Annotated in this window: 16 protein-coding genes; 7 read left to right on the top strand and 9 right to left on the bottom strand. The window is 69.2% G+C overall.

The features are described from left to right. Positions 1–104: 104 nt before the first annotated feature. Both OHN74_RS04595 and OHN74_RS04590 read right to left on the bottom strand, forming a co-directional pair. Positions 105–539: a ribosomal maturation YjgA family protein gene (locus tag OHN74_RS04595; RefSeq protein WP_327693231.1), complete on the bottom strand. Its 435-nt coding sequence runs from the start codon at positions 537–539 to the stop codon at positions 105–107. A gap of 143 nt (positions 540–682) precedes the next feature. Beyond that, positions 683–1,066 (bottom strand): hypothetical protein, encoded by a 384-nt coding sequence (locus OHN74_RS04590; protein ID WP_327693230.1) that lies wholly within the window; start codon positions 1,064–1,066, stop codon positions 683–685. Between OHN74_RS04590 and OHN74_RS04585 the strand changes: the two genes are divergently transcribed. Further along, a complete protein-coding gene (locus tag OHN74_RS04585; protein WP_327693229.1) occupies positions 1,065–1,787 on the top strand; it encodes a hypothetical protein in 723 nt (240 codons plus the stop codon). The two genes, OHN74_RS04590 and OHN74_RS04585, sit on opposite strands and share 2 nt — an antisense overlap. A gap of 95 nt (positions 1,788–1,882) precedes the next feature. On the opposite strand, the gene OHN74_RS04580 is transcribed toward OHN74_RS04585, so the two are convergent. The 4 genes from OHN74_RS04580 to OHN74_RS04565 form a co-directional block, all read right to left on the bottom strand. Further along, positions 1,883–3,070, bottom strand: coding sequence for a PQQ-binding-like beta-propeller repeat protein (locus tag OHN74_RS04580; RefSeq protein ID WP_327693228.1), 1,188 nt, complete (start codon positions 3,068–3,070; stop codon positions 1,883–1,885). A gap of 241 nt (positions 3,071–3,311) precedes the next feature. Next, complete coding sequence (locus OHN74_RS04575) at positions 3,312–5,090, bottom strand: serine/threonine-protein kinase (RefSeq protein WP_327693227.1); 1,779 nt, start codon at positions 5,088–5,090, stop codon at positions 3,312–3,314. A 548-nt stretch (positions 5,091–5,638) separates the two neighbouring features. Continuing rightward, complete coding sequence (locus OHN74_RS04570; protein ID WP_327693226.1) at positions 5,639–6,877, bottom strand: IS256 family transposase; 1,239 nt, start codon at positions 6,875–6,877, stop codon at positions 5,639–5,641. Positions 6,878–7,597: 720 nt separating this feature from the next. Next, positions 7,598–9,064 (bottom strand): non-reducing end alpha-L-arabinofuranosidase family hydrolase, encoded by a 1,467-nt coding sequence (locus OHN74_RS04565; RefSeq protein WP_327693225.1) that lies wholly within the window; start codon positions 9,062–9,064, stop codon positions 7,598–7,600. 808 nt (positions 9,065–9,872) lie between these two features. Here OHN74_RS04565 and OHN74_RS04560 point away from each other — a divergent pair. Together OHN74_RS04560 and OHN74_RS04555 are read left to right on the top strand one after the other, a co-directional pair. Then, a complete protein-coding gene (locus OHN74_RS04560; RefSeq protein WP_327693224.1) occupies positions 9,873–11,303 on the top strand; it encodes an endo-1,4-beta-xylanase in 1,431 nt (476 codons plus the stop codon). A gap of 30 nt (positions 11,304–11,333) precedes the next feature. After that, positions 11,334–12,710, top strand: a complete 1,377-nt coding sequence (locus OHN74_RS04555; protein WP_443060342.1) for an RICIN domain-containing protein — start codon at positions 11,334–11,336, stop codon at positions 12,708–12,710. A 768-nt stretch (positions 12,711–13,478) separates the two neighbouring features. On the opposite strand, the gene OHN74_RS04550 is transcribed toward OHN74_RS04555, so the two are convergent. Beyond that, a complete protein-coding gene (locus OHN74_RS04550; RefSeq protein WP_327693223.1) occupies positions 13,479–14,597 on the bottom strand; it encodes a LacI family DNA-binding transcriptional regulator in 1,119 nt (372 codons plus the stop codon). A 111-nt stretch (positions 14,598–14,708) separates the two neighbouring features. Here OHN74_RS04550 and OHN74_RS04545 point away from each other — a divergent pair, with 111 nt between their 5' ends. Next, entirely contained in the window at positions 14,709–16,910 is a 2,202-nt protein-coding gene (locus tag OHN74_RS04545) for an alpha-galactosidase (RefSeq protein WP_327693222.1), read from the top strand. Between the two features lie 68 nt (positions 16,911–16,978). On the opposite strand, the gene OHN74_RS04540 is transcribed toward OHN74_RS04545, so the two are convergent. Beyond that, positions 16,979–19,855 carry a Tat pathway signal protein gene (locus tag OHN74_RS04540; RefSeq protein ID WP_327693221.1) on the bottom strand — a complete coding sequence of 959 codons (2,877 nt, stop codon included), beginning with the start codon at positions 19,853–19,855 and terminating at the stop codon, positions 16,979–16,981. A 106-nt stretch (positions 19,856–19,961) separates the two neighbouring features. Next, the gene (locus tag OHN74_RS04535; protein ID WP_327693220.1) at positions 19,962–20,975 is read right to left on the bottom strand and encodes a hydroxyacid dehydrogenase; all 1,014 of its coding nucleotides are present in this window, start codon (positions 20,973–20,975) and stop codon (positions 19,962–19,964) included. 298 nt (positions 20,976–21,273) lie between these two features. Here OHN74_RS04535 and OHN74_RS04530 point away from each other — a divergent pair, with 298 nt between their 5' ends. From OHN74_RS04530 to OHN74_RS04520, 3 genes are read left to right on the top strand one after another with little or no spacing between them, the layout of a single operon-like run. Then, positions 21,274–22,599: an ABC transporter substrate-binding protein gene (locus tag OHN74_RS04530; protein WP_327693219.1), complete on the top strand. Its 1,326-nt coding sequence runs from the start codon at positions 21,274–21,276 to the stop codon at positions 22,597–22,599. A 34-nt stretch (positions 22,600–22,633) separates the two neighbouring features. Then, entirely contained in the window at positions 22,634–23,584 is a 951-nt protein-coding gene (locus OHN74_RS04525; protein WP_327693218.1) for a carbohydrate ABC transporter permease, read from the top strand. Further along, the gene (locus OHN74_RS04520; RefSeq protein ID WP_327693217.1) at positions 23,581–24,447 is read left to right on the top strand and encodes a carbohydrate ABC transporter permease; all 867 of its coding nucleotides are present in this window, start codon (positions 23,581–23,583) and stop codon (positions 24,445–24,447) included. The genes OHN74_RS04525 and OHN74_RS04520 overlap by 4 nt, the downstream gene beginning before the upstream one ends. Positions 24,448–24,449 lie beyond the last annotated feature (2 nt).

The following is a 24,449-nucleotide window of genomic DNA, read 5'->3' as shown; positions in this document are numbered from 1 at the left end:
GGGGGCTCGCCGCGCAACCGCTCAACTCCCCCCGGACCAGGGAGAGATGACCATGGAGCCGGCCTCTTCCGCGGTCGCCGCCCTTCGGCGCCAGGAGGCCGGAATCAACGGGGTCCTGTACGCCGACGTGCCGCGTACGAGCCCACCGCGGTGTGGATGAGCCAGCCCGCTGTCGCACCGACCGCGTACCAGAACAGGTCGGGTGGATTGAAAGTGGACCCGAGCACGAGGCGGCTGACGGCACTGTGCCGGGAGAGCTCCGCCGTCATCTCGCTGAGCTGCAGGAACTCGACCCCCCAACTGACGGCCAGTGCGCTTGCGGCGGCCGTCAGGGGCGTCACTCGTGGCGCCACCAGTACGACAAGGGCGAGAAGCAGGACGGTGTACAGCGCGTCTCCGCCGTACTTGGCCAGACCGCCCGTGGCCACCGCCCGAAGTCCCAGCCCCGCGCCGACGGTGACCGTCGCGGCCCCGGCCGCCGCCAGACGGATCCGCGCCGGCTCGACGGCGCGGGAATCGGTTCCGGTGAGGAGGGACACAGGGGCATACTGCCGGACGCTCGGTGTTGGCGAGGCTGTCGGGCCGGCCGCACGAACCGGAGGGCCGGTGCTCTCTCCTCCCTTCCCTTACGCAGTACGAGTGAATGAGCTGATGGTTCGGTTCGGGGCAGGTGCCAGGTCTTCTACGGTTTCTGCACGGATCCGGGGGTTGTGGGGGAGGCCCTGCGGGCGGGGACCGGTGGAAGGGCGCACCTGATGTCGGGGTTGGGGAAGTCGCCGGACGTGCTCAGGGTCCGGGCGGGCTGCTGCCATCGGACCGGGACGTGGGTCTGGGGCGCGGTGGGTGTGGCCTGCGTTGTGGGAACCGTGCTGACGTTCGGCGCGCCGTGGGCGGCCGGGAACGGGGCCGCGCGGATGGTGGCGTTCGGACCGTCCGCCGGTTGCTGGGGGTTGGCGGGCTCCCTGGCGGTCCGTGCGTGGAGGGCGAGCGGACGGGTGCGGACGCGTCTGCTGCTCTTGGGGGGTTCGGCGGTGGCCGGGGGTGTGTATCGAGGGGCGGTCACCATGCTGTCGGCTCAGCCTCCGGGTTCGGGGCGGGACGCGCGATCGTTGCTGGGTTCGGTGGTGGTCACCGGAGTGACGCTGACGGTTGGCCTGGGGATGGCCGGTCTGGTGGTCGCGGCCGATGCCGGTACAGGCCGGCACGTGTTGCTGCGGCGCGTGCTCGACGGGGTCGTCACAGCCGGAGCCGTGTTCATGACGGGATGGGTACTGCTGCGGGGGGCCGGTGACGGCTGGCGGCTGGGGGCGGGGATGGTCGGTGTCCTCTGGGTCGCGGAGGTCGTGTTCCTGAGCTTTCTGTTCGCGCTGCGCCGTCTCGTGCGGAGCGACCGGAGAGTCACCTTGTGGGTCGGGATCGTCGGGCTGTCTCTCATGTTGACCGGCGACACGCTGCGACTGTGGACGGCCGGCCCGCACGGACCTGAGGTGATGTCCGGTCAACTGGTCGATGCCTGCGCCACCACGGGGCTGCTGGTGCTTGCTGTCGGCCCCTGGGTGCCCGGCGGGGCGAGCGTCCTGGGCTCTGCCCAACCCGCCCTGCGATGGGGGATGGAGGGTGCGGCGGCGTTCATTCCCCTGACGGTCTGCACGGTGACGGTACTGGCCTATGTGCTGGCGCCACCGGCCGGAGACCCGGTGCCGCTGTTGGTCGGCGGAACGGCGTTGCTGAGCCTCTGGGCACGCCAGAGGCTCCTGCCGAGCGAGAAGACCAGAAACGACGACTGAGCCCTCGCGCGGCTGCAACGCCGACGTCGGAGTGGTCGACGGTGGTCGGGGCCAGGGGGTGGCCGCCGGTCCCGGCGGCCACCCCCCCCCGCTGCTCACTGCCCGTACGCGACCAGCAGGTTGGTGGCCGGAACCACCACGAGCCCGCCGCCCGCACCGAGACCGGTCAGCGGCTCGGACACGTTGTGCTCGTCGGGCTCGTTGATCGACGCGCCGACGTCGGTGGACCACACAGACTGACCAGTGGCACCGTTGAGCGCCCACAACCGACCGCTTCGCGAGCCGACGTAGACGTAGCCGTTGACGACGATCGGCGCCGTACTGATCTGGCCGTCGCCCTCGAACTTCCAGCGCGTGGCCAGAGTGCGGCTGTGCCGCTCCTGAAGGACACCGTCATCGACGAAGTAGCCTCGGCGGCCGCTGAAGGCCGGTGCCGGCGACCAGCCCGTGGCCTCATAAGTACCGCGGACCTTCCCGTCGGTGGCGTCGAGGACCGAGGGGGCCATCCCGGCATCGTCGCGAACCCAGACCCCGCCGTCGGCGAGAACAGGGGTGCGGCCCCCTCCTCCGGAGCAGTCGGTGTCGTGGTGCCAGATCGGGCTGCCCGTCCTGGGGGCGAAGGCGTAGGTCTGCTCGCAGGCGTACGAGACGTAAACGCCGTTGGCCGTGACAGCGGGCGAGCTGTTGTCCCCGTTCGCTACGGGCTGGGTCCAGATCACCGCACCGCCGGCGGCGTCCACGGCGTACAAGGTGCCGCCCGAGCCGGAGCCGGCCGTATACACCACGCCACCGGCGAAGGTGGGCGGCGAGGTGAAGGAATACTGGTCAGGCAGCGAGACGGTCCAGATCACCTTCCCGTTGGCCGGGTTGAAAGCTGTCAGCACGCCGTCGGGGTTCTGGGCGTAGAGCCGGCCGCCCCCGTAGGCGAGTGCGGACCACCAGTAGCTGCCGCCGAGGTCCACGGGAGCCCAGGCATTCCGGCCCGTGGCCGCGTCAATGGCGTAGAGGAAGGTGCCGTACCCGTTCGGCGAAGCAGCGGTGGCGAAGACGCGGCCGCCGGCCACGACGGGATAGGAGACGCTCCCGCCCAGGTCGCGGGACCACTTCTGGCTGAGCGGCGGCGCGCCCACAGCGGTGTCGACGAGACTGCCATCGTGCCGTGCGTTGATCTGGTAAGTGGTCGAGACTCCGGTCTGAATCGGTTGCGCGCTGACCGGTGTCACGAGCATGAGAACCGACAGTGCCACACCGAACAGGACGGTGATGGTTCTTCGAAGGTTCACTCAGACATCCCTCATGCTCCGGCATCGCCACGGCGACGCGCGTGTAGGGACCAGCCGCGGGCGCGGTGGCCTGCTTCCAGGTCTCATCGTCCTGCAACGACGTCCCAACCGCTCTCTGTTTTCGAGTGGTTGGAGATCTCCACGGTCCCGATCCTGGTCAGTGACCGGGCGGACATGCCGTCCCAGAAGTGATCGCCTGCAGGCGGCCCTGACACGGTGTCACCGCGGTCCGGGGCGGCGGTCAGGACTTCCGCACGTACTCTCCCGGCTCCGCGTCCGCGTCCATGCTGAACAGCAGCAGATGGCCGTCGCGGCCGACAGTGAAAGAGACCGCGTCCAGCTGGCGGCAGCCGTTGCCCGATTCTGCGGTGTACGCCGCCGGGCTGAGCGCCAGGACCGGGGACACGGCGCCGATGACGAAGGTGCTGTCGCAGTACTGCTCCGTGCCGTCATCCACGGCTGCCGTGACCGACATCCGCACCAGGCGGCCACCGACCGGGCCCTGGGTGACCCGGATCAACTCCTTCTCCCGATAGGTCACGTTGGCCGGCACCCAGGTGCCGACGTACTGGTCCGGCACCGCGTTCCGTCCGCCGGCCGACCGGTGGAGATCGGCGGTCAGGCCGCCGGACTTCCACACCAGTATGTCCCGCGACCGCACCCGGAGAGTCTGCTGGGGGAGTGGCGTGCAGCGTCCCTGTGGGACCTCCGCGGTCACCTGGCCCTTGCCGACGACCAGTGTGTCGGCGTCGGTGGAGAGAAGCCTGCTGCGCCCTGTGCACTGCAGATCGCCGCCGGTGTCGATGTACGCGGCGACCTTGTCGCCCGGCCCGCCCGGTGAGAACTCCAGCCGCAGAACACGCTTCGGCAGTGCGGAATCGCCTTCGAGCACGCCTTCCCAGGCGCCGACGAACTCGTCCGGGACGCCCGGCCCGGTACTCGGCGACGCCGAGTGGGAGGCTGACGCGGTCGCCGAGGGTGCGCCCGCCGCGGGATCCTTCTCGCCGTCGTGCAGCAGCGTCAGCGCTGTACCCGTGGCCACCGCGGCGAGTGCCACGACTCCCGCGAGGATCGGCCGCCACCGCCGCTTGGACCGTGACGGCGCCGGCGATCCCTGCGGCGGTGTCTCCGCGACGAGTATCCGGGCGGCGAGCCGGCCGAGTTCGGCCAGCAGCTCTGCGGGCAGCCAAGGGCCGTCGTCCGCGTCGGTGCGGGTGTGGACGGCGAGTTGCTCGGCGGTGGGCCGCCGCTGCGGGTCCTTGTCGAGACAGGCGGCAACCAGACCGACCAGCGTCTGCGGCACCCCGGTGAGGTCCGGTTCTTCCTCGGCGATACGGAACATCAGCGCGTGCAGCCCCAGTTCGGCCGAGCCGAACGGCAGCCTCCCCGTCGCCGCGTACACCAGCACGGAGCCGAGGCTGAACAGGTCCGCAGCAGGCGTCACCCGCTGACCGCGCACCTGCTCCGGCGACATGAAACCGGGCGAGCCGAGCACGACCCCGGTGGAGGTACGCAGACTGCCCGCCACGGTGTCGAGCGCCCGGGCGATGCCGAAGTCGATGATGCGCGGGCCGTCGACGGTCAGCAGGATGTTCGACGGTTTGACGTCGCGGTGCACCGGACCCGCGCCGTGGACGGCGCGCAGCGCACGGGCGAGCCGCCCCGCCAAGGAATGCAGTGTGGCCTCGGGCAGCGGCCCGTAACCCGACTCGACGACCTGGTGCAGCGAAGGACCAGGCACGTACTCGGTGGCCACCCAGGGTGCCGCGGCCTCGGTGTCGGAGCCCAGCACCGGAGCCGTCCACTCACCGCCCACCCGATGCAGCGCGGCGACCTCCTGGCGGAACCTGGCCCGGAACTCGGGGACTTCGGCCAGCTCCGCCTTGACCACCTTCACCGCCGCGGCCCGACCGCCCGCCGAACGTCCCAGGAAGACCTGGCCCATACCGCCGGCACCCAGCCTGCCGATCAGCGTGAAGTCCCCCATCCGCCGCGGATCCCCCGGCTCCAGGACGTGCATCCGTGCCCCGCTCTCCCCGTGTGCGTCAGCTCGCTCTGCGCGGCGGCGACACTACCGGTTCGAACGGAAGCCGGCGCGCGGCGGCCGAGCCGCCCTGGGGCCACCCCCTCCACGGTGGCTCAGAACTGAGCCCGAGAAGCCCCGTCCTGCGGCGAGCGTCCATTGGGGGTGCGCCATGCCCGGGCCCCGCGCCCGGCGTCTGCGCACCCGCCCAACAGCAAGAGCGATGGTTGAGGTACGAGCTGTGCTTCAGCCGGCCGAGACCCGAAGCCTGTAGTCCACGGAGACGGCGAAGGATCCCGATGATCCCCTGATGCTCAGAGTGTGGTTGCCAGGTGCCAGCGGGTCCAGTTGTACCCAGAGACCGCAGGCCTGGGTTCGGAAGCGGCCCCCGCTCTGGGTGACCGGATTGCCCTCCACAGCACTGATCCGCACGGCTGTCGCCTCGTATCGTTCGGACTTCAGGGTTGCGCCGTCGAGGACGGCACTCCCGGTCACGTCCGCTGGAGTGGTGTATTGACGGCCACTCGGTGATCTCGTTTTTGAGGCTATGCGGTGAGTTCGGTGGGCAGGGCGGTCTCGTCGTTTTCTGACTCGATCGGGTGGAGGCGGGCCTTGGCCAGCAGGTCGAGTCCCATGTAGCGGCGGGCTTCGGTCCATTCGTCGTTCTGCTCGGCCAGCACCGCGCCGACCAGCCGGATCAGGGCGGTGCGGTCGGGGAAGATCCCGACCACGTCGGTGCGGCGGCGGATCTCCTTGTTCAGGCGTTCCTGCGGGTTGTTCGACCAGATCTGCCGCCAGATCTCGCGCGGGAACGCGGTGAACGCCAGCAGTTCGTGCTGGGCGGCGTCCAAGTGGGCTGCGGCCTTGGGGAACTTGGCTTCCAATGCGTCCAGGACGTGCCGCATCTGGGCCTGGACAGCATTGCTGTCGGGCTGTTCGAAGACGGTCCGCAGCAGCGTGGCCACCCACGGCTGGGCCGATTTCGGGACCTGGCAGAGCAGATTTCGGGCGTAATGCGTGCGGCATCGCTGCCACGAAGCCCCGGGCAGGACCGCACCGATCGCGTTCACCAGGCCGGTGTGCGCGTCGGAGACGACCAGCTGAACCCCGGACAGGCCGCGGGCGGTCAGCGAGCGCAGGAAGGCGAGCCAGCCGGCGCCGTCCTCGCAGGTGGCGATGTCGATGCCGAGGATCTCGCGGTGCCCGTCGGCGTTCACGCCGACCGCGATCAGCGCGTGGACGTTGATGATCCGGCCGCCCTCGCGGACCTTCTGGGTCAGTGCGTCGACCCAGACGAACGCATAAGGCCCGGCGTCGAGCGGCCGGTTGCGGAACGCGGCGACCTGCTCGTCCAGGTGCTTGGCCATCGCACTGACCTGGGACTTCGACAGCTGGGTGACCCCGAGGGACTCGGCGAGCTTCTCGACCCGGCGCGTGGAGACGCCCAGCAGATAGGCGGTCGCGACCACCGAGATCAGGGCCTGCTCGGCCCGGCGGCGGCGTTCCAGGAGCCAGTGCGGGAAGTAACTGCCTTGCCGCAGTTTGGGGACGGCCAGTTCGACGGTGCCGGCCCTCGTGTCCCACTCGCGTGGGCGGTAGCCGTTGCGGTGGTTGACGCGTTCGTCGCTGACCTGCCCGTATTCGGCATTGCAGAGGGCGTCGGCCTCCGCGGACATGAGTGCGTCGGCGAACGTCTTGACCATCGCGCGCAGCAGATCGGGACTCGCCGCGGCGAGATTGTCCTCGGCGAGGGCGTGCAGGGGCAGACTGTCAGGTGCGGTCATCGTGCTGATCTCCTTCGAGGCTTCGACACTTCGAAGATCAGCCGGTGGCCGTTCATCTATGCGGGCATCAGCCAGAAGCCGGAGCAAACCCCCGGATCAGGTCGAACCCGTACACCACTTCCCTGGACGCAACCGCACTCCCCTGTGCCGAGGCCATGGACGAGGTGCAGTCGTCCGTGTTACCGACGAAGTTCACCAGAGGGAAGGCTATGGGCACCGTTGCGGGCACTGTGCACGAGCGTTTCACTTTTCCGCCGAAGGTGCCGGCCAGGAACCAGATGCCGCTTGACTGGCCCTGAGCGCACAGGTGGCCGTCCTGGTCCGCGACAGGGTTCGAGTCGCTGACGCTCGAAGCCGCCCAGGTCCACCAACGGCCCTGCAGATCGGCGGCGTTCAGTTTGGCTCGCGCGCTCGGAGAAGCTGTTCCGGGCCGTTCGGACGGGGTAACTGCCTTGACCGGGCGGCTACTTGTCTCAGTAGATGGCGGGGCGGACTTGGTGGAGCATGCGCTGACCAGAACCGATGTGCCGATCACTAAGGCTATGGATCTTCCGAGATTCATGAGCGAAGAGTACGAGGCCCTCGGGCTGGTGAGCGTTGCCCCGACCGGTGCTTCGTCGCCGGATGAGCCCTGACGTTGTCGCGTGACCTGGGCGGGCCCGGCCTTCCGCCGAGCCCGCCACGCCGGTTCCCTACCGGAGCCGGACTCCTGTCACGCCGTCAGCGCTGCAGTGTCAGCAGGCCCGGACGGTAGGGCAGGAGGCCGTAGTCGCCGCCGGAGGAGGGGCTGCGCCCCTGGTAGAGCAACTGCAGATTGCAGGGATCGACGGTCATGGTCTGATCGGCGCTGGCGCGGATCAGTTCGCCATGACTGATGTCGTTGGTCCACGTGGCGCCGCTGTTGGCCTTGCCCGCGAAGGGATTGCTCTCGGTCGCGGCCTGGGGTGTCCACGAGCCGTTCAGACTGGTGGCCGTGAACGAGCGGAAGTAGCGTCCCTGCGCGCCGATCGCCTCGACGATCATGAGGTAGCGGTTCTGACCCTGCAGCTTGTAGACCTGCGGGGCTTCGAACAGGTTGTTCGTCGTATCGCTCATGATCACTGTCGAGGTCGTGCCGAAGCTGCCCGGGAAGTTCCCGATCGGCATACTGGCCCGGTAGATCTTGCCGTTGTCACCGGCGAAGAACAGGTACATGTTCGTCCCGTCACCGATGAGCGTCTGATCGATGGGTCCTGTTCCGGAGCCGGAGATGCTTCCGGAGAAGAGCACCTGCTGGGACGACCAGCCATTCGGGTTGGTGGGGTCGCTCGACGTCCGGTAGGAGAAGGCGGTCCCGCCCCACTGGTAGGCGAGCACCCAGATGTTCTTCGGCGCGAAGTAGAAGAGCGTGGGCGCGACGGTGGAGGACGACATCGTGTTCTGAGCGGCCGAGGCCATCTCCGACCAATTGGTGAACAGGCCGAAGTTCATCGAACCCCAGCTCGTCCCCGTGTCGTGCGTCGTCGCATAGACGAGTTGCCTGCCGTTGTAAGGGACGACGGTGAAGTCCTTGAGCGAGACCCATCCCTGCTTGGGCTGCGCCAGCGCGCCCGTTGATGTCCAGCGATAGGCCGACGGAAGATCGCACGGGCCGGAGGTGTCGCCGCCGACCTTGACGAGCTGCCACTGCTGGTTGGTGCCGCCCCAGTCGTCGTACTGGACGACGCTCGCGCTGTCGGCGGTGGAGGCGCCCTGCACTTCGAGAGCCTTGTTGCTGTGGCGAGAGACGAGCCGTACGTAGCCGTCCGAGCTGTCGGCCAGCCGCCACTGCTGGTTGGTGGCGTTCAGGTCCGTCCACTGGACGATCGCGCCGCCGTTCGCGGTGGACCAGTTGTGGACGTCCAGCACCTTGCCCGAGTGGCGGGACTTGATGCGGTAGTAGCCGCCCCCGGAATCGACGAACTGCCATTGCTGCTGGGCCTGGTCGTTCCTGGACCACTGGGTGATGCGGGCGCCGTCGTCGGTCGCCAGGTTGTAGACGTCCAGGGCCTTGCCGCTGTTGCGGTTGACCAGCACATACGAGGCGTTGGGGTCTACGGTCGCCGCGCCGGCGGGCTGGGCACCGAGGAAGGTGGCCATGAGCAGCAAGGGCGCAAGGACGGCGAACAATCGTCTGAGGCGGACTGGGGACGGATGGCGAAACCACATCGGAGAGCCTCCTTTGTCGGGGGTGGGGGTTACCCCGATGAACCGCGGAGCCGGACGTGCCGGGGCAGGAAAGCTCGAAAGTTTCGAAGAATTCCTGGATGCTTTGCGCCAACAAGCTAGGAATGCAAGGCCCTCCGGTCAAGGCCTGTCACCGATCTGTCCACAAACGATGCCTCCCCTGCTGGCCTGACTAGCTGTCGCGCCGATCGGAACCCCTCCCGAATCTGCGGATCCAGCTCACCGGATTCCGAAAGGTTTCGGAACATGGTCCGAAACTTTTTCTGCGGGGAGTATTGACGGTCCATCGTCAATGCCTCAATCATCCCTGTCTGAGAAACCGGCCAGAATTCGAGATATCGAACAATGTCGGCCCTGGGGCAATCTGTGCCGCACGGCAGATCCACGCACAGCCGCACGGCTGATCCACGCGCAGCTGCACGACAGTTCAGCGCACCGAAGCACCTGTGCCACCCCGTTTCGTTCCGGTGAGGTTCACACCAGCGCATCCTGGCTCTCCGCGCAGTGGAGAGGTGCGCGACTCCGCGTGGCGGTCTCCCGGGTGAGCCGCGATGGAGGACCCCCCATGCCTGTGTCGAAACACCGCCGCCGGCCGCTCGCCGTACGTCACCCGACGGCCGGCCGGTTGCCGTCCGTGCCGGTTGAGACCGTCCCGGTCCCATGACCGCGGTGTCCGGCGATTCCGTGCTGCCCGGGTTCCAGCCCGCCCCGTCCGTCTGCCGCGGCGGAGCGGACGACGCATTCCCCTGCGCTTCAGTCCTTCCGTGATCTCTACCTTGGAGGCACCGTCATGGGTTCGTATGCCCTTCCCAGACCCGCTGTTCGCCGGAGGATCCGCGGCCTGCTGCCGACGCTGGTCGTCGGCGTCCTCGCCACGGTCGCCACACTGGTCGCGCCGCCGACCGCACACGCCGCCGAGAGCACGCTCGGTGCCGCCGCGGCGCAGAGCGGGCGCTACTTCGGCACCGCCATCGCCTCGGGCAGGCTGGGCGACTCGGCGTACACCACCATCGCGGGCCGCGAGTTCAACTCGGTGACGGCCGAGAACGAGATGAAGATCGACGCCACCGAACCGCAGCGGGGCCAGTTCAACTTCACCGCCGGTGACCGCGTCCACAACTGGGCGGTGCAGAACGGCAAGCAGGTGCGTGGCCACACCCTGGCCTGGCACTCCCAGCAGCCCGGCTGGATGCAGAGCCTCAGCGGCAGCACGCTGCGCCAGGCGATGATCGGCCACATCAACGGCGTGATGGCCCACTACAAGGGCAAGATCGCCCAGTGGGACGTCGTGAACGAGGCCTTCGCCGACGGCAGTTCGGGAGCCCGGCGCGACTCCAACCTGCAACGCACAGGCAATGACTGGATCGAGGTCGCCTTCCGCACCGCGCGCGCCGCCGACCCGGCCGCCAAGCTCTGCTACAACGACTACAACGTCGAGGACTGGACCTGGGCCAAGACCCAGGCCATGTACGCCATGGTCCGGGACTTCAAGCAGCGCGGCGTGCCGATCGACTGCGTCGGCTTCCAGTCGCACTTCAACAGCGGCAGCCCCTACAACAGCAACTTCCGTACCACCCTGCAGAGCTTCGCCGCCCTCGGCGTCGACGTGGCCGTCACCGAACTGGACATCCAGGGCGCCTCGGCCACGACCTACGCCAACGTGACCAACGACTGCCTGGCCGTCTCGCGCTGCCTCGGCATCACCGTCTGGGGTGTGCGCGACACCGACTCCTGGCGATCACAGGACACGCCGCTGCTGTTCAACGGCGACGGCAGCAAGAAGCCCGCCTACACCGCAGTCCTCAACGCACTCAACGGCGGCACCTCCACGCCCCCTTCGGGTTCCGGAACGATCAAGGGTGTCGGGTCGGGCCGCTGCCTGGACGTGCCCAGCGGCAGCACCACCGACGGCACCCAGCTCCAGCTGTGGGACTGCAACAACGGCACCAACCAGCAGTGGACGTACACCGCCGCCGGCGAGCTCAGGGTCTACGGCAACAAGTGTCTGGACGCCGCCGGCACCGGCTCCGGCACCAAGGTCCAGATCTACGGCTGCTGGGGCGCCGACAACCAGAAATGGCTCCTCAACTCCGACGGATCCGTCGTCGGCGTCCAGTCCGGCCTCTGCCTCGACGCCGTCGCGGGCGGTACCGCCAACGGCACCCTGATCCAGCTCTACTCCTGTTCGAACGGCAGCAACCAACGCTGGACCCGCACCTGATGGCACCTGTCGCCAATGAAGGGTGAATCGATGAAGACCTACGGTGCGGCTTCCCCCGCCCCTCCACGCAGGCATCGCTGGTGGTCCCGGATCGCCGCCGTGGTGGCGACGACCCTCGCGATCGGCATGCTCGCCGCGGTGGATCCGGCGCCCGCCGAGGCGGCGACGGTGGACACCAGTGCCTGGTACGTGCTGGTCAATCGCAACAGCGGCAAGGCGCTGGACGTCTCCGGCGCGGCCACCGCCGACGGCGCGCGGGTCAACCAGTGGACGCGCAACGACGGAACGAACCAGCAGTGGCAGTTCGTGGACTCCGACGGCGGCTTCTACCGCCTCAGGGCCCGGCATTCGGGCAAGGTTCTCGACGTGGCAGGCGCCTCGACCGCGGACGGTGCCGCGATCCAGCAGTGGGGCGCCAGCAACGGAGCCAACCAGCAGTTCCGCCTGGCCGACTCCGACGCGGGCCACGTCCGGCTGATCAACCGCACCAGCGGCAAGGCGGTGGAGGTGCAGGGCGCATCCACCGCCGACGGCGGCAACGTCGTCCAGTACTCCGACTGGGCCGGCGTCAACCAGCAATGGCAGATGATCAAGTTGTCGTCCGGTGGTGGCGGCGGTGGCGGATGCGGCAGCGCCCCGACTCTGGCGAGCGGTACGCACACGATTCAGAGCGGCGGCAAGAGCCGCAGCTTCATCCTCAGGGTTCCCGCCAACTACGACAGCAGTCGCCCCTACCGGCTGATCTTCGCGTTCCACTGGCGGGGCGGAACCGCCGGCGAGGTCGCCTCGGGCGGCACGAGCGGGACCGCCTGGTCCTACTACGGCCAACAGGAACAGTCGAACAACGGCGCGATCCTCGTCGCCCCCCAGGGCCTCGGCAACGGCTGGGCCGATTCGGGAGGCGAGGACGTCACCTTCGTCGACGACATGATCCGGCGAATCGAGGGCGGCCTCTGTGTCAACCCGGCACAGCGCTTCGCCACGGGCTTCAGCTGGGGCGGCGGTATGAGCTACGCACTCGCGTGCAGCCGCGCGAATGTCTTCAGGGCCGTCGCGGTCATGTCCGGAGCTCAGATCAGCGGGTGCAGCGGCGGCACCCAGCCCATCGCCTACTTCGGAATCCACGGCATCAGCGACTCCGTCCTCAACATCGGGCAAGGACGGTCCCTGCGCGACAGATTCGTCAGCAACAACGGCTGCTCGTCCCAGAGCCCGCGCGAGCCCGCGTCGGGCAGCCGAACGCACATCACCACCACCTACTCGGGCTGCCGTGCCGGATACCCGGTCCAGTGGGCCGCGTTCGACGGAGGCCACATGCCCGGTCCGGTCGACGGCTCCTCCGGCGAAAGCGGCGTCACCACCTGGACCAAAGCGGAGATCTGGAGGTTCTTCGCACAGTTCCAGTGACACACCCGCACCAGTGAGTGGAGCCAGGATGATCTGGCTCCACTCGGCGCACCAGCAGCTTCCTCGTCTCATGGTGATACACGCGCGGAACCTGATCTGACCTGCGGGAACGGGAGTGTTGCCGACGGCGGACGGCGAATTGGCCCGGGAGCGGCCCGGATCTCGGCCTCGGGCACGAAGTCCGGACCGGCCCCCGGGCGTCCAACGGCTCGGCAACAGGCTTGCCTACACGCCCGGTCGCTTGAACAGCCGGGCGTGGCGAGGGGCGCCGGGTGGCTGCGGCCGGGCGCGTCCCGTCACCGGGAAGGTGTCGGGAGGGCGGAATCCGCTGCTCGTGAGTTCGACTCCCTTGCCGTCAGCGTCGGTTGAGGCCACTCTGACCTGCGTGTACGTATCAGCCCACGGCTGGAGGACGGTGCCGTCGGTGGGCTGTGCGAGCGTCCGGACGTCGAGTTCTGGACGTCGGCTGCACGCGAGGATCCGGAAGTGGTGTCGCCCGGTGACCCCCGGGTGCCGGGAGACGGCCCAGGCCGCAGTGGACTGGCCGCCAGGCGGCCGGGCTCGAAGACGCCCGTGCAGACGCAGCGGCCGAGGTGCTCGACGAAGGATCCGAACAGTCGCGGGTTCACCTCACCGACGATGGAGCGGGGGTCGAGGTGAATGGCCCCCGCGAGCCGCGTGTCGCCGACGGGGTTGGACATGATGTCACTCCGGTGAACCCAGGAACTCCTTGGCCGAGGTTCGGCAGCGAGGCTCGGTCGAACGCCGTCACCGCAGCACCCGTACCGACTGCCGGATCACCAACTGGGTGCTCAGGACCACGTGGTCGTCGGCCGCCAGACGCTCCGCGCGGTCGAGGGCCAGTCTGACCGCGGTGCGACCCAGGTCCTCGTAGGGCACCCGGACCGTGGTGAGAGCCGGGCTGAGGTCGGCCGCGAAGGGCACGTCGTCGAAGCCGACGAGTGAGACGTCGCCGGGGACGTCGAGGCCGGCCTCGCGCAGGGCGGCCAGGGCGCCGGTCGCCACCATGTCGGTGCCGGCGAAGACGGCCGTGAAGTCCAGGCTGTTGGCCAGCGCCTCACGTGTGCGCTGGTAACCGGAGACGCGGGTGTACGGGCCGGGAATGTCGAGTTCTTCGGCGTGGGGGACGTCGTGCGCGCGCAGCGCGTGCAGCCAGCCGTCCCGGCGGCGTTCGGCGGTGCTCAGCAGGGGGTCGCCGCCGAGAAAGAGGACGCGCCGGTGGCCGGCGGTGAGGAGATGGTCCGCGGCCTGGAAGGCGCCGCCGCGGTTGTCGTAGTCGACCACCGTCAACGGAAGGGCGTCGGGCAGCGGCGGGCGACCGACCAGCACCAGCCGGGAGCCCGCGGCGTCCAGGGCCCTGGCGTACTCGGCCATCCGCGCGTGATAGGCGTCGTCCTGCACCACTCCGCCCACCAGGACGACCGCGCCCGCGTGCTGTTCACGCATCAGCTGCACCAGGTCGTCCTCGCGTGCCACGTCCCCGTGGGTGGCGCAGACCAGGCTCAGCCTGCCGCGGTCCGCGGCCTCCTGCTCCACCCCGGCGGCGACATGGGCCAGCGACGGCCCGGTGATGTCACGGATGACCAGCGCGATCGGACCTGCCACCTGGCCGGACAGCGCCTTGGCGTGGACGTTCACCACGTAGTGCAGGGAGTCCACGGCCGCCATGACCCGGTCGCGGGTGGCGGCGGAGACGGGGTAGTTGCCGGCCAGAGTACGGGAAACGGTTGCTACCGAGACACCCGCCTTGGCGGCCACATCGCGAATGGTGCTGGGCCGGTCACCGATGGGGGTGCTGCCGCTGCGTCCACGCTTGGGCCGTCTGGATTCTCTGTTCTTCGGAGAGCCGTTTCCGTTGTCCGTCACGGTCCGACGTTACTGCATGGAGCGACTCTTGCGGGCCGAGAGGGCTGGAACTACTGTCCAGATGCAGTAAACGTTTCCTATCTCCCTTGAGCACCCCGGAGTCCACCTCCCATGTCCACCACCACCTACCTGCGCTGGGGTACGGACGAACTGTCCCTGCTCCTCGCGCACGACCCCGACGGACCCGTACGACTGCTCGCGGTGGGCGCGGCCGCCGGACTGCCCGACCCCACCCGCGAGCCCGAGCTGTGCGCCCGGTACGCCCATCGGGCTCTGCCCCTGGTCGAGATCCAGCTCGCCGGCGGCGGCCGGATCGGCACCTCGGGCAAGCGCCATGTGGACGGCGCCGCCGCACGCGCCCTGCGCTACACCGGACACGAGGAACAAAGTGACCCGACCGGTGACGCGGACCTGCACATCCTGCGGGTCCACTTGGCCGACGAGACCACCGGTCTGCGCGTCACGGCCATCCACCGGGTGCGTGAGGGACTGCCGGTCCTGCATGTCGAGGCATCCGTGGAGAACGACGGCGAGCGCCCTCTCACCCTGGAGTACGTCTCGTCCTTCGCCCTCGCCAACCTCGCCCGTCACCTCACCGACGGCGGGCACTGGGAGGACGGCCTCGCCCTGTGGCAGGCGGCCAACCCCTGGAGCGGCGAGTTCCGCTGGTCCAGGGCCACACTGGCCGAACGCGGCCTGTACGACGTGGGCATGGTGCCGTTCGGCCAGACCGGCTCCAAGAACCGTGTCGCCCTCACCAGCACCGGCGCCTGGTCCTCCTCCGAACACCTGCCCATGGGCTGCCTGGAGGAGACCGAGACCGGGCGGGCCCTGCTCTGGCAGATCGAGCACAACGGCTCCTGGCACGCCGAACTCGGCGACCGCTTCGGCGATGTGTACGTCGCCCTGTCGGGCCCCACCGACCGCGAGCACCAATGGCGCCGCCGCCTCGCCCCCGGACAGTCGTTCCGCACCGTCCCGGCCGCCGTCGCGTTCGTCGAGGAGGGCGGGTTCGAGGCCGCCCTCGCCGCGATGACCCGCCACCGCCGCGCCACCCGGCGACCGCACCCTGATCACCAGGGTCTGCCGGTGGTCTTCAACGACTTCATGAACAGCCTGATGGGAGAGCCGAACACCGAGGCGCTGCTGCCCCTGGTCGACGCGGCGGCAGCGGCGGGAGCCGAGTACTTCTGCGTCGACGCCGGCTGGTTCGACGACGAGCCGCCCGGCGTGGTCGGCCCCGGCGGGGTACCGGGCTGGTGGGACGCCCCGGGGGAGTGGGAGGAGTCGTCCCGGCGCTTCCCGGGCGGGCTGAAGGAGGTGCTCGACCGCATCCGCGCGGCGGGCATGATCCCAGGGCTGTGGCTCGAACCCGAGGTCGTCGGCGTCCGCAGCCCTGTTGCCGCCGCCCTGCCCGACGAGGCCTTCTTCCGGCGGGACGGCGTACGGCTCGCGGAGTGGGGCCGCCACCAGCTCGACCTGCGCCATCCGGCCGCCCGCGCCCACCTCGACGAGGTGGTGGACCGGTTGGTGCGCGACTACGGGGTCGGCTATCTGAAGCTCGACCACAACATCGACATCGGCCCCGGTACGGACGGGCCCGATCCCGGCGACGGACCGGGTCACGGGCTCCTCGGCCACAACCGCGCCTACCTCGACTGGCTCGACTGCGTCCTTGACCGCTACCCCGCCCTGGTCGTGGAGAGCTGCGCGGCCGGAGGCAGCCGTACCGACCACGCGATCCTCTCCCGGCTGCCGATCCACTCCGTCACCGACCAGCAGGACTTCCGGCTGATCCCCGCCGTCGCGGCCGCCGCACCCACCGCGGTCACCCCGGAACAGGGCGCGATCTGGGCGTACCCGCTGCCGGAGCACGGCGAGGCGGAACTGGGCATGGTGATGGTCTCGGCGATGCTCGGCCGCGTTCACCTCAGCGGCCGTCCCGACCTGCTGACGCCGGATCAGGCGTCCGTGGTGCGGCGGGCGGTGGCCACGTACAAGACCTACCGCCATCTGCTGCCCGGCACTGAGCCGTACTGGCCGCTGGGCCTGCCCGGCTGGCGCCACGGCTGGCTTGCGCTGGCGTTGACCAGCGAGGACGGTACGACCCTGCTGGCTCTGTGGCGCCGCGACGGTGCGCCCGGGACGGTGACCGTTCCACTGCCGCGGGTGGCGGGCGACGGGCCGCACGTGCTGTTCTCCGCCGGTCCGCAGCCGGTGTGCCGGTGGGATGCGGACAACCGCGCCCTGTGGGTGGGCCTTCCCGCCGAGCGGTCGGCCGTACTGCTCGCCTTTCGCGAAGAGGCCCGGTAACAGCCGACGTCGGCCTTCGGAACCACACCTGGTCCTGAAGGCCGACGTCACACGCGGTGGTCCGCCCGTCAGCGCCTGCGCAGCACCACCGTCGTCCCCGCCTTCACCCGCAGCTCGGCGTTACCGCTCACCTTGGCCCCGGTGGCCAGATTCACGGACGCACCGAAGCCCTTCGTGCTGAAGGTGTACTCGCGGTCCGAGGTCGTGTTCATGGCGATCAGATACGGGCCGTACGCACAACGGTAGAAAGAGGCGCGGCCGGCGTACGGGCTCTCGGTGCCCAGTGGGAGGTCCGGTACGTCGGCGGGTGCCTTGGCCAGCGGCAGCACCTGGCCGGCGAACGCCTGGTGCAAGGTGTCGCCGGGCGGCGGGAAGCCGCCGTCGGGGATGGTCAGGTCGCCCACGGCGAACTCGAAGTTGACCCAGTCGGGCTCGGCGTACGCGCGGCCGTCGGGGACGTACTTGACTTCCTGCGACACAGTCGCCGAGTGCTCGATTCCGTCGGCGCCGATCAGGTGCACGCGGGCGAGGCGGTTGACGCCCCACCGGGCCCGCCAGTACAGCGAGGCGTAGAGGATCTCGTCACCGTGCTTGACCGCGACCAGGCCGTTCTCCTCGTCGCTGAAGACGAAGCCGGGCTGCCCGGGGCTCATGGGCAGCAGGGCCCCGCTGCCGGTGGCGCCGCTGATGTACGCGTAGTCGTCGGCGGTGGAGAGGAGGTTGAGGTTGGTGCGGGCGGAGGCTCCGAGGTCGTACGTCTCCTGGAGGACGTGGAAGAACTGGCCCTCGGTGATGGACTGCTTCGCGTACGACGTGAGGTCGGGGTCCTTGAGCAGTGAGGCGAGCCGCAGCGGGTGGCCGTCCCACTTGTTGCCCTCGTCGTAGGCGATCGCCCCGGGGTACTCGCCGTCGCGCCAGCCGGTGACGGCCTCGATGCGCATGGTGCGGTAGCCGTCCGCGTCCAGTGCGGGGTGGTGGAAGACCGCGCGGGCCTTGACCATCTTGACCAGGTGGTCGTGCAGGGAGTCGTCCTGGATGCCACCAATGCCGATGACGGCGTCGTGGACCAGGGCGAGCCAGTCCTGGAGTTCGCCGTAGTTGCCGGCGTAGCCGAGTTCCCTGGAGATGCCGGCCTTGGTGACCTGGTAGTACGAGCCGCCGAGGGGCTTGGTCGGGGTGCCGTCCTCGTTCTCCGGGCCGAGCCAGGGCACGAGGCCCACGGACTGGCGGATGTAGTCGCGGGCCTTGGCCTCGCCCCAGGCCCGGTCCGAGCCGAGGAGACTCAGGCCTCGGTCGGCGAGGTAGAGGCCGATGGCGCAGATGATGGCCTGGTTGGTGTACTGCGGGAAGCGCTGACGCCAGTACTCGCGGCTGTCCAGCAGCATCTTCGTCCACGCGGCGCGGCGGATCACCGGCTGGGCGGTCGCGGTGCCGGGCGGGGTGAGGGTGAGGTCGTCGAACCAGGCGGTGCCCGCGGTCGCCAGACGCACCTGCACCTCGGCCTGAGTGGCGGTGGAGGGCGTGGTCAGGGTGGCGGTGACGTGCTCCCAGTCGTGGGTGCCCGCCGAGGCGTAGAACTTGTTGTCGCCGCCGACCAGGGTGCCGGACGCGTTGTAGAAGAGCACGTCGAGGTAGGCGCCGTTGGTGCCGACGCCGTCCGTCCTGATCCACGCGCCGTAGGTGTAGGTGCCCTGCTCCAGCGGGATGCGGGAGCCCGGGGCGAGACCCACCGTGCCGGAGGAGGGGATGGTCACCTTCGCCGAGGCCGACCCGCCGCGAGCCACAGTGGTGTCGCGGCCGACGGTGCCGCTGCCCGCCCAGGTCACCGCCCGCCAGCCGGTGGGCAGGGAGGTGCCGAACTCGAACCCGCCGTTGGACACGGTCCCCGGCGAGCCGATGACCGGCTCGTCCAGCAGCGGCCCGAGGGCGTCGCCGAGCTGGAGGAGCACGAGGCCCATCCGGCCCAGTCCCATCCACTGCTGGCTGGAGTTCGTCATCACCGTGCTGTCCGCGACGTACCTCCAGTACACGCCGTCCAGGCTGCTGATGAGCTGCAGCGGGACCGCACTGTTCCGGTACGCGGCGGTGGACGGCATGGTGTAGGCGCGGGCCAGGAACTCCAGGTACCACAGGTCGAGTTGGGGAGAGGTGCGGGAGGCCTCGGCGGCGGCCTGGGCGACCACCCGGTTGTTGACCGCGGTCACGGTCTCGTGGCCCGGGGACGAGCGCGTCTCCAGGGCCGGCAGGGTGCCGGTGACGTCGTCGGAGGCGAGCCTGAAGTACGGCTCGTCGTGGGTGTAGAGGCGGTAGACGCCGCGGCTGGGGCGGGACATGGGCTTGTAGTAGTCGGAGGCGGACTGCGCGTACCCGGCGATCCGGCCCATGGAGCGGACCTCCAGGGCGATGGACTCCTTGCCCTCGGTGAGGTCGGCGGGCAGCGGCAGGGTGTGGAAGTAGAACCGCTCCGGGGTGCGCGGGTCGTCGGCGGCGATGTCGAGCGGGTCGACTGCGCCCAGGTGGTAGTGGCCGACCTGCTTGCCCGCGGCGAACAGCTGGAGTCGGCCCAGGTCCTCGCCGGCGTCCGAGCCCCACAGCTTGATCGTGACGTAGGTGGTGCCCCGGGGGCTGCAGGCCATGGTCACGGCCAGCGTGCCGCCCCAGAAGTCCGGGGTGTCCTTCGGGTCGAGCACCCGGGCCGGCTGGTCGAGGCCGCCGGTGACGACCGAGGAGAGCGTGGCGGTCAGCCCGTGGGCCGTCTCGGACGCGCTGTCGCCGAGGACGAGCGTGTCGAGCGCCGAGGCCGCGTCTTCCGCGGCACCGGCGGGGCCGGCCTGCCACAGCTGGCCGGCGGTCAGGACACTGGCGGCACCGGCGGCCAGCTTGAGCAGGGATCTGCGCCGGAGGGCTTCGGGCAGGGGAGCTTCGGGCAGGGGAGCTTCGGACATGGGCGGGTTTCCTTTCGGGTGCGGCTTCGGCCACCGGGAGTGGTGGCGGCCCGTGGAGGAGAGGGCCGGGCGCCGGCTGCGGGGCGGCGGCCCGGTGAGCGGAGAATCAGGCGCTGATGGCCAGCTCGGCCCGGCGCACGGCGTGGGCCGGTTCGAGGCCGGCCACGAGGCGTTCGAGTTCCGCCACGACCGCGCCGCCGAGGCGCGCCAGCTCGTTGCCGAGAGAACCGGCGATGTGCGGGGTGAGGAAGACGTTGGGCAGGCGGTACAGAGGGGAGTCGACGGGGAGCGGCTCCGGTTCGGTCACGTCCAGTACGGCGCTGATCCGGCCGGAGACCAGCTCGTCCGTGAGGGCTTCGGTGTCGACGAGGGCGCCCCGCGCGGTGTTGATCAGCACACCCCCGTCGGGGATCAGGGCGAGCCCGTCACGGCTGAGCATCCGGTACGTCTCAGGGGTGTCGGGCGCGTGCACGCTGACCACGTCGCTGGTGCGGAGCAGTTCGTCGAGGGGCAGCGGTACGGCGCCGAGCGCCCGGGCGTCGCTGTCGGCCACGTACGGGTCGTACAGGCTGACCGAGAGGTCGAAGGGCCGCAGAAGTTCCAGCACGCGGCGGCCCACCCGGGAGGCGCCGACGATCCCGACCCGGCGGCCGAGGTTGCCGACCGTGGCGTAGTCGCCGGGAGCCGGGTGGACTCGCTCGGCGCGGAAGCGTTCGCGAAGCCCGAAGGCGTCCTTCCCGGCGAGCAGGATCGCGGCGAGCGTGTACTCCGCGACGGGCAGTGCGTTGGCGTCGACCGCACTGGAGATGGTCAGCCCGCGGTCCCAGAAGGCGTCCCCGACCATGCTGCGTACGCTGCCACCCGTGTGCAGGACGGCACGTAGCCGGGGAGCCGTGTCCAGCACCTCCGCACCGATGTGAGGACAGCCCCAGCCGGTGATCAGCACCTCGGCCCGAGCCAGTGCGCGGGCCGCCGCGGGATCCGTGAAGTCCTGGACGACGAGGCCCGGTTCGATCGTCGCCAGCTCCTGCAGCCGGACCATGAGGGATGGCGGGAAGAGCTCGGGCAGATGTACCGGGTTCATCGCGAACACGGTGGCGGGCAGCGGGGACGTGGACATGGCACTCCTGCTCTTTAAGTAAACGTATTCCAAGCTACGGAGCCACCACGGGGGAGGTCAACATTCAAAACAACGTCACTTGATCGACATGAATGGATACGGAACGTGTTGAGATGGCGTGATTACCCAGGCCAAAATGGTAGTTAGGTAACGTTCTGGAAAGTTTGACGAAACAATCCCATCGGAGCCTCTTGTGGTCCGCACGTCTCCCGTCTTACGGTCCACGGCAAACGATTACTATCCGACCGCGCCGGTTCCCCCACCGCGAGCGCCGTCCAGTTCCCTGTGTGGAGGGCCGATGTCCCTGTTCCGTACCAGAGCTCTCGCCTCGGTGGCCACCGTGGCGTCCCTGTCCGTCCTGCTCGCCGCCTGTGGTGGCGGCGGTGACTCCGACTCCGCCGGCAAGAGCACGAAGGGCAAGGTCACGCTGCAGTTCTGGAGCTGGACCGAGGGCATCGAGGCCCAGACCAAGGTGTGGAACAAGGAGCACCCCGACACCCAGGTCACGTTCGTCAACGTGGCCGGCGACTCCGCCTACCAGAAACTGCGGGCCGCGGTGAACGCGGGCACCGCGCCCTGTCTGTCGAAGATGGACGGAATGAACCTGGCGAACTTCGCCGCCGACGGCCTGCTGACCGACATCACCAAGGTGGCGGCCAAGTACAGGAGCGCGTACACCGCACCGGCGTGGAACGCGGTCAGCCCCGGCGGCACCACCTTCGGCATCCCGGCCGGCTCCTCGCCGCTGTTCACCGCCTACCGGGCCGACCTCTTCCAGAAGTACGGCATCGTGGCACCCAAGACCTGGGACGACCTGATCGCCGCCGGCAAGAAGGCCCAGAAGCAGAACAAGAACGTCAAGATCTTCAACATGGCGGGTGAGGACCCCAGTACCCTCGTGGACCTGTCCTGGCAGGCGGGCGCGCAGTGGTACAAGGTCGACGGCGACCACTGGGTCATCGGCCTCACCTCGCCCGCGGCCCTGAGGGCCGGTGACGTCGTCCAGCAGCTGGTGGACAACGACCTCGCGTCCAACGCCTCGTACGCCGACCCGGGCGTCTTCAAGACCTGGGACCTCGGCAAGACGATCGCGATGACCACCTCCACCTGGCAGCTGCCGATCTACGACACCAACTTCCCCAAGTCGAAGGGCAAGTGGCAGCTCGCCGACGCACCCGTCTTCGACACCGCCCAGCCGCGCACGTCCAGCAACTTCGACACCACCGCCGTCCTCAAGGGCTGCAAGTACCCCGACCGCGCCGCCGAGTTCGCCGCCTGGCTGTCCAGCAGCAAGGAGTCGCTGACGACGCTCACCGACCCCGCCTCCAAGTCCGGCCTCTTTCCCGCCGTCAAGGACGTCTCGCCGTACGTCGACAAGATCATCCCGACCGACATGTTCAACGGGAAGTCGGACAGCGCGCAGGTGATCACCACGGCCGCCGCCCGGGTCGGCGACCAGTGGCAGTACGGGCCCGACTACGCGTCCATGTACTCCGAGATGCAGAAGCAGTGGGGCAAGGTCATGAACAAGCAGCTCAAGGTGAAGGACATGCTCGCCTCACTGCAGAAGTGGACCCTGGACGACCTGAAGTCCAAGGGCATCAAGGCCGTCGCCGGCAGCTGACCCCACCCCGCAGGACCCATCCCTGGAGACACCCGTGTCCACCCTCACGCGACCCGCGAAGGTCGCCACCGGCTCCCCGGGCCGGCGCTCCTCCCCCCGGCCCCGGAGAAGGGGAGCCCGCAACGGGCTGCTCTTCGCGCTGCCCTTTCTGCTGGGCTTCGTGGCCACCTATGTCGTACCGATCGGCTACGCCCTCAGCCAGAGCCTGTACGAGAAGAAGAGCAGTGGTCTCGGCTTCGGCCCGACCCGGGTCGTCTTCAGCGGCTTCGCCAACTTCTCCGGGGTCCTGGGCGACGGCGCCTTCTGGTCGAGCATGCTGCGCACCCTGCTGTTCGGCACGGCGCAGCTCACGGTGATGCTCGGGCTGTCCCTGCTGCTCGCCCTGCTCCTGGACGGGGTGGCAGCCCGCGCGGTGCGGTTCTTCCGGGCGGCGCTGCTCATCCCGTACGTCGTGCCCGCCGTGGTGTCGACCGTGATGTGGCTGTTCCTCTACAGCCCGACCGGCTCCCCGCTGCTGGACATGGCCCACCGGGCCGGCGCGGACATCGACTTCTTCGGCGGCCTGAACACCTACCTCTCCCTGGGCAATCTGCTCACCTGGCAGGGCGTCGGCTTCAACATGATCCTGATCTCCGCCGCGTTGCAGGCGCTGCCGCGTGAGCTGTACGAGGCGGCACGGCTCGACGGGGCCCGGGAGTGGCGCATCGCCTGGTCCGTCAAGATCCCCAACATCACCGGCATCCTGGTCCTGACGGGCATGTTCTCCCTGATCGGCCGGCTCCAGCTGTTCGCCGAACCGCTGATGCTGCGGCAGATCGCACCGGAGTCGATCAACACCGACTTCACGCCGATGATGGAGATCTACGACAAGGCGTTCAAGACCGGCAACTACCAGTACGCCGCGGCCGAGTCGCTGGTCCTGGCCGTGGTCACCGGAATCCTCGCCTTCGTCTTCTACCACGTCACGAACAGGAAGGTGTCATGAGCGGCGTCACCACCGGGGGCGGAGCGCGCCCCACCCGCCGGGCGGTGGCCCTCACCACGGGGCTGCTGGTCCTCTTCGTGCTGTACTCGCTCGCCCCCACCTGGTTCCTGATCGTCTCCGCGACCAAGAACCAGACCGACCTCTATTCCACCTTCGGCCTGTGGTTCTCCGACAACCACCTGACCGGCAACCTCAAGGGCATCTGGACCTACCACGACGGGGTGTTCACCCGCTGGATGGGCAACTCGATCCTGTACTCGACGCTCGGCGCGGCGGGCTGCACGCTCATCTCGCTCGCCGCCGGTTACGCGATGTCGAAGTTCGAGTTCCGGGGCCGGGGCGCGCTGTTCGCGGTCATCGTCGGAGCCTCGCTGCTGCCGAGCACCCTGCTGGCGTTCCCGCTCTATCTCGTCTTCGCGAAGATCGGCCTGACCAACACCATCTGGTCGGTGCTCATCCCGTACTTCATCAACCCGTTCGCGGTCTACCTGGGCAAGGTGTACGCGGACAGCTCCGTGCCCACCGAGCTGATGGAGGCCGCCCGTATCGACGGCGCGAGCGAGCTGCGGATCTTCTGGGCGGTGGCGCTGCGGCTGATGCGCACCGGCGGCGTCACCATCTTCATGCTCGTCTTCATCGACATCTGGAACAACTTCTTCCTGCCCCTGTTCATGCTCACCGGAGAGCGGACCTTCCCCGTCAGCCTGGGCCTGTACTCCTGGCTCCAACAGGCCCAGAACGCCCGGGACATGAACACCCTCGTCCTGACCGGATCGCTGCTGTCCATCGTGCCGCTCGCCGTCTTCATGTTCTCGCTCCAGAAGTACTGGCGCAGCGGAATCCTCATGGGCAGCCTCAAGTGAGG

The organism is Streptomyces sp. NBC_00459 (assembly GCF_036013955.1).
In the GTDB taxonomy this organism is placed as follows: domain Bacteria; phylum Actinomycetota; class Actinomycetes; order Streptomycetales; family Streptomycetaceae; genus Streptomyces.
Note: the sequence above shows the minus strand (reverse complement) of the source record. Positions and strands in the feature narration are given on the sequence as shown.

Excerpts from the sequence above, each read along its gene's own strand:
- OHN74_RS04555 (WP_443060342.1), top strand. The coding sequence starts at position 11,334 with ATGAAGACCTACGGTGCGGCTTCCCCCGCCCCTCCACGCAGGCATCGC.
- OHN74_RS04585 (WP_327693229.1), top strand. The coding sequence starts at position 1,065 with ATGCTGTCGGCTCAGCCTCCGGGTTCGGGGCGGGACGCGCGATCGTTG.
- OHN74_RS04560 (WP_327693224.1), top strand. The coding sequence starts at position 9,873 with ATGGGTTCGTATGCCCTTCCCAGACCCGCTGTTCGCCGGAGGATCCGC.
- OHN74_RS04565 (WP_327693225.1), bottom strand. The coding sequence starts at position 9,064 with ATGTGGTTTCGCCATCCGTCCCCAGTCCGCCTCAGACGATTGTTCGCC.
- OHN74_RS04570 (WP_327693226.1), bottom strand. The coding sequence starts at position 6,877 with ATGACCGCACCTGACAGTCTGCCCCTGCACGCCCTCGCCGAGGACAAT.
- OHN74_RS04545 (WP_327693222.1), top strand. The coding sequence starts at position 14,709 with ATGTCCACCACCACCTACCTGCGCTGGGGTACGGACGAACTGTCCCTG.
- OHN74_RS04540 (WP_327693221.1), bottom strand. The coding sequence starts at position 19,855 with ATGTCCGAAGCTCCCCTGCCCGAAGCTCCCCTGCCCGAAGCCCTCCGG.
- OHN74_RS04535 (WP_327693220.1), bottom strand. The coding sequence starts at position 20,975 with ATGTCCACGTCCCCGCTGCCCGCCACCGTGTTCGCGATGAACCCGGTA.
- OHN74_RS04590 (WP_327693230.1), bottom strand. The coding sequence starts at position 1,066 with ATGGTGACCGCCCCTCGATACACACCCCCGGCCACCGCCGAACCCCCC.
- OHN74_RS04530 (WP_327693219.1), top strand. The coding sequence starts at position 21,274 with ATGTCCCTGTTCCGTACCAGAGCTCTCGCCTCGGTGGCCACCGTGGCG.
- OHN74_RS04520 (WP_327693217.1), top strand. The coding sequence starts at position 23,581 with ATGAGCGGCGTCACCACCGGGGGCGGAGCGCGCCCCACCCGCCGGGCG.
- OHN74_RS04575 (WP_327693227.1), bottom strand. The coding sequence starts at position 5,090 with ATGCACGTCCTGGAGCCGGGGGATCCGCGGCGGATGGGGGACTTCACG.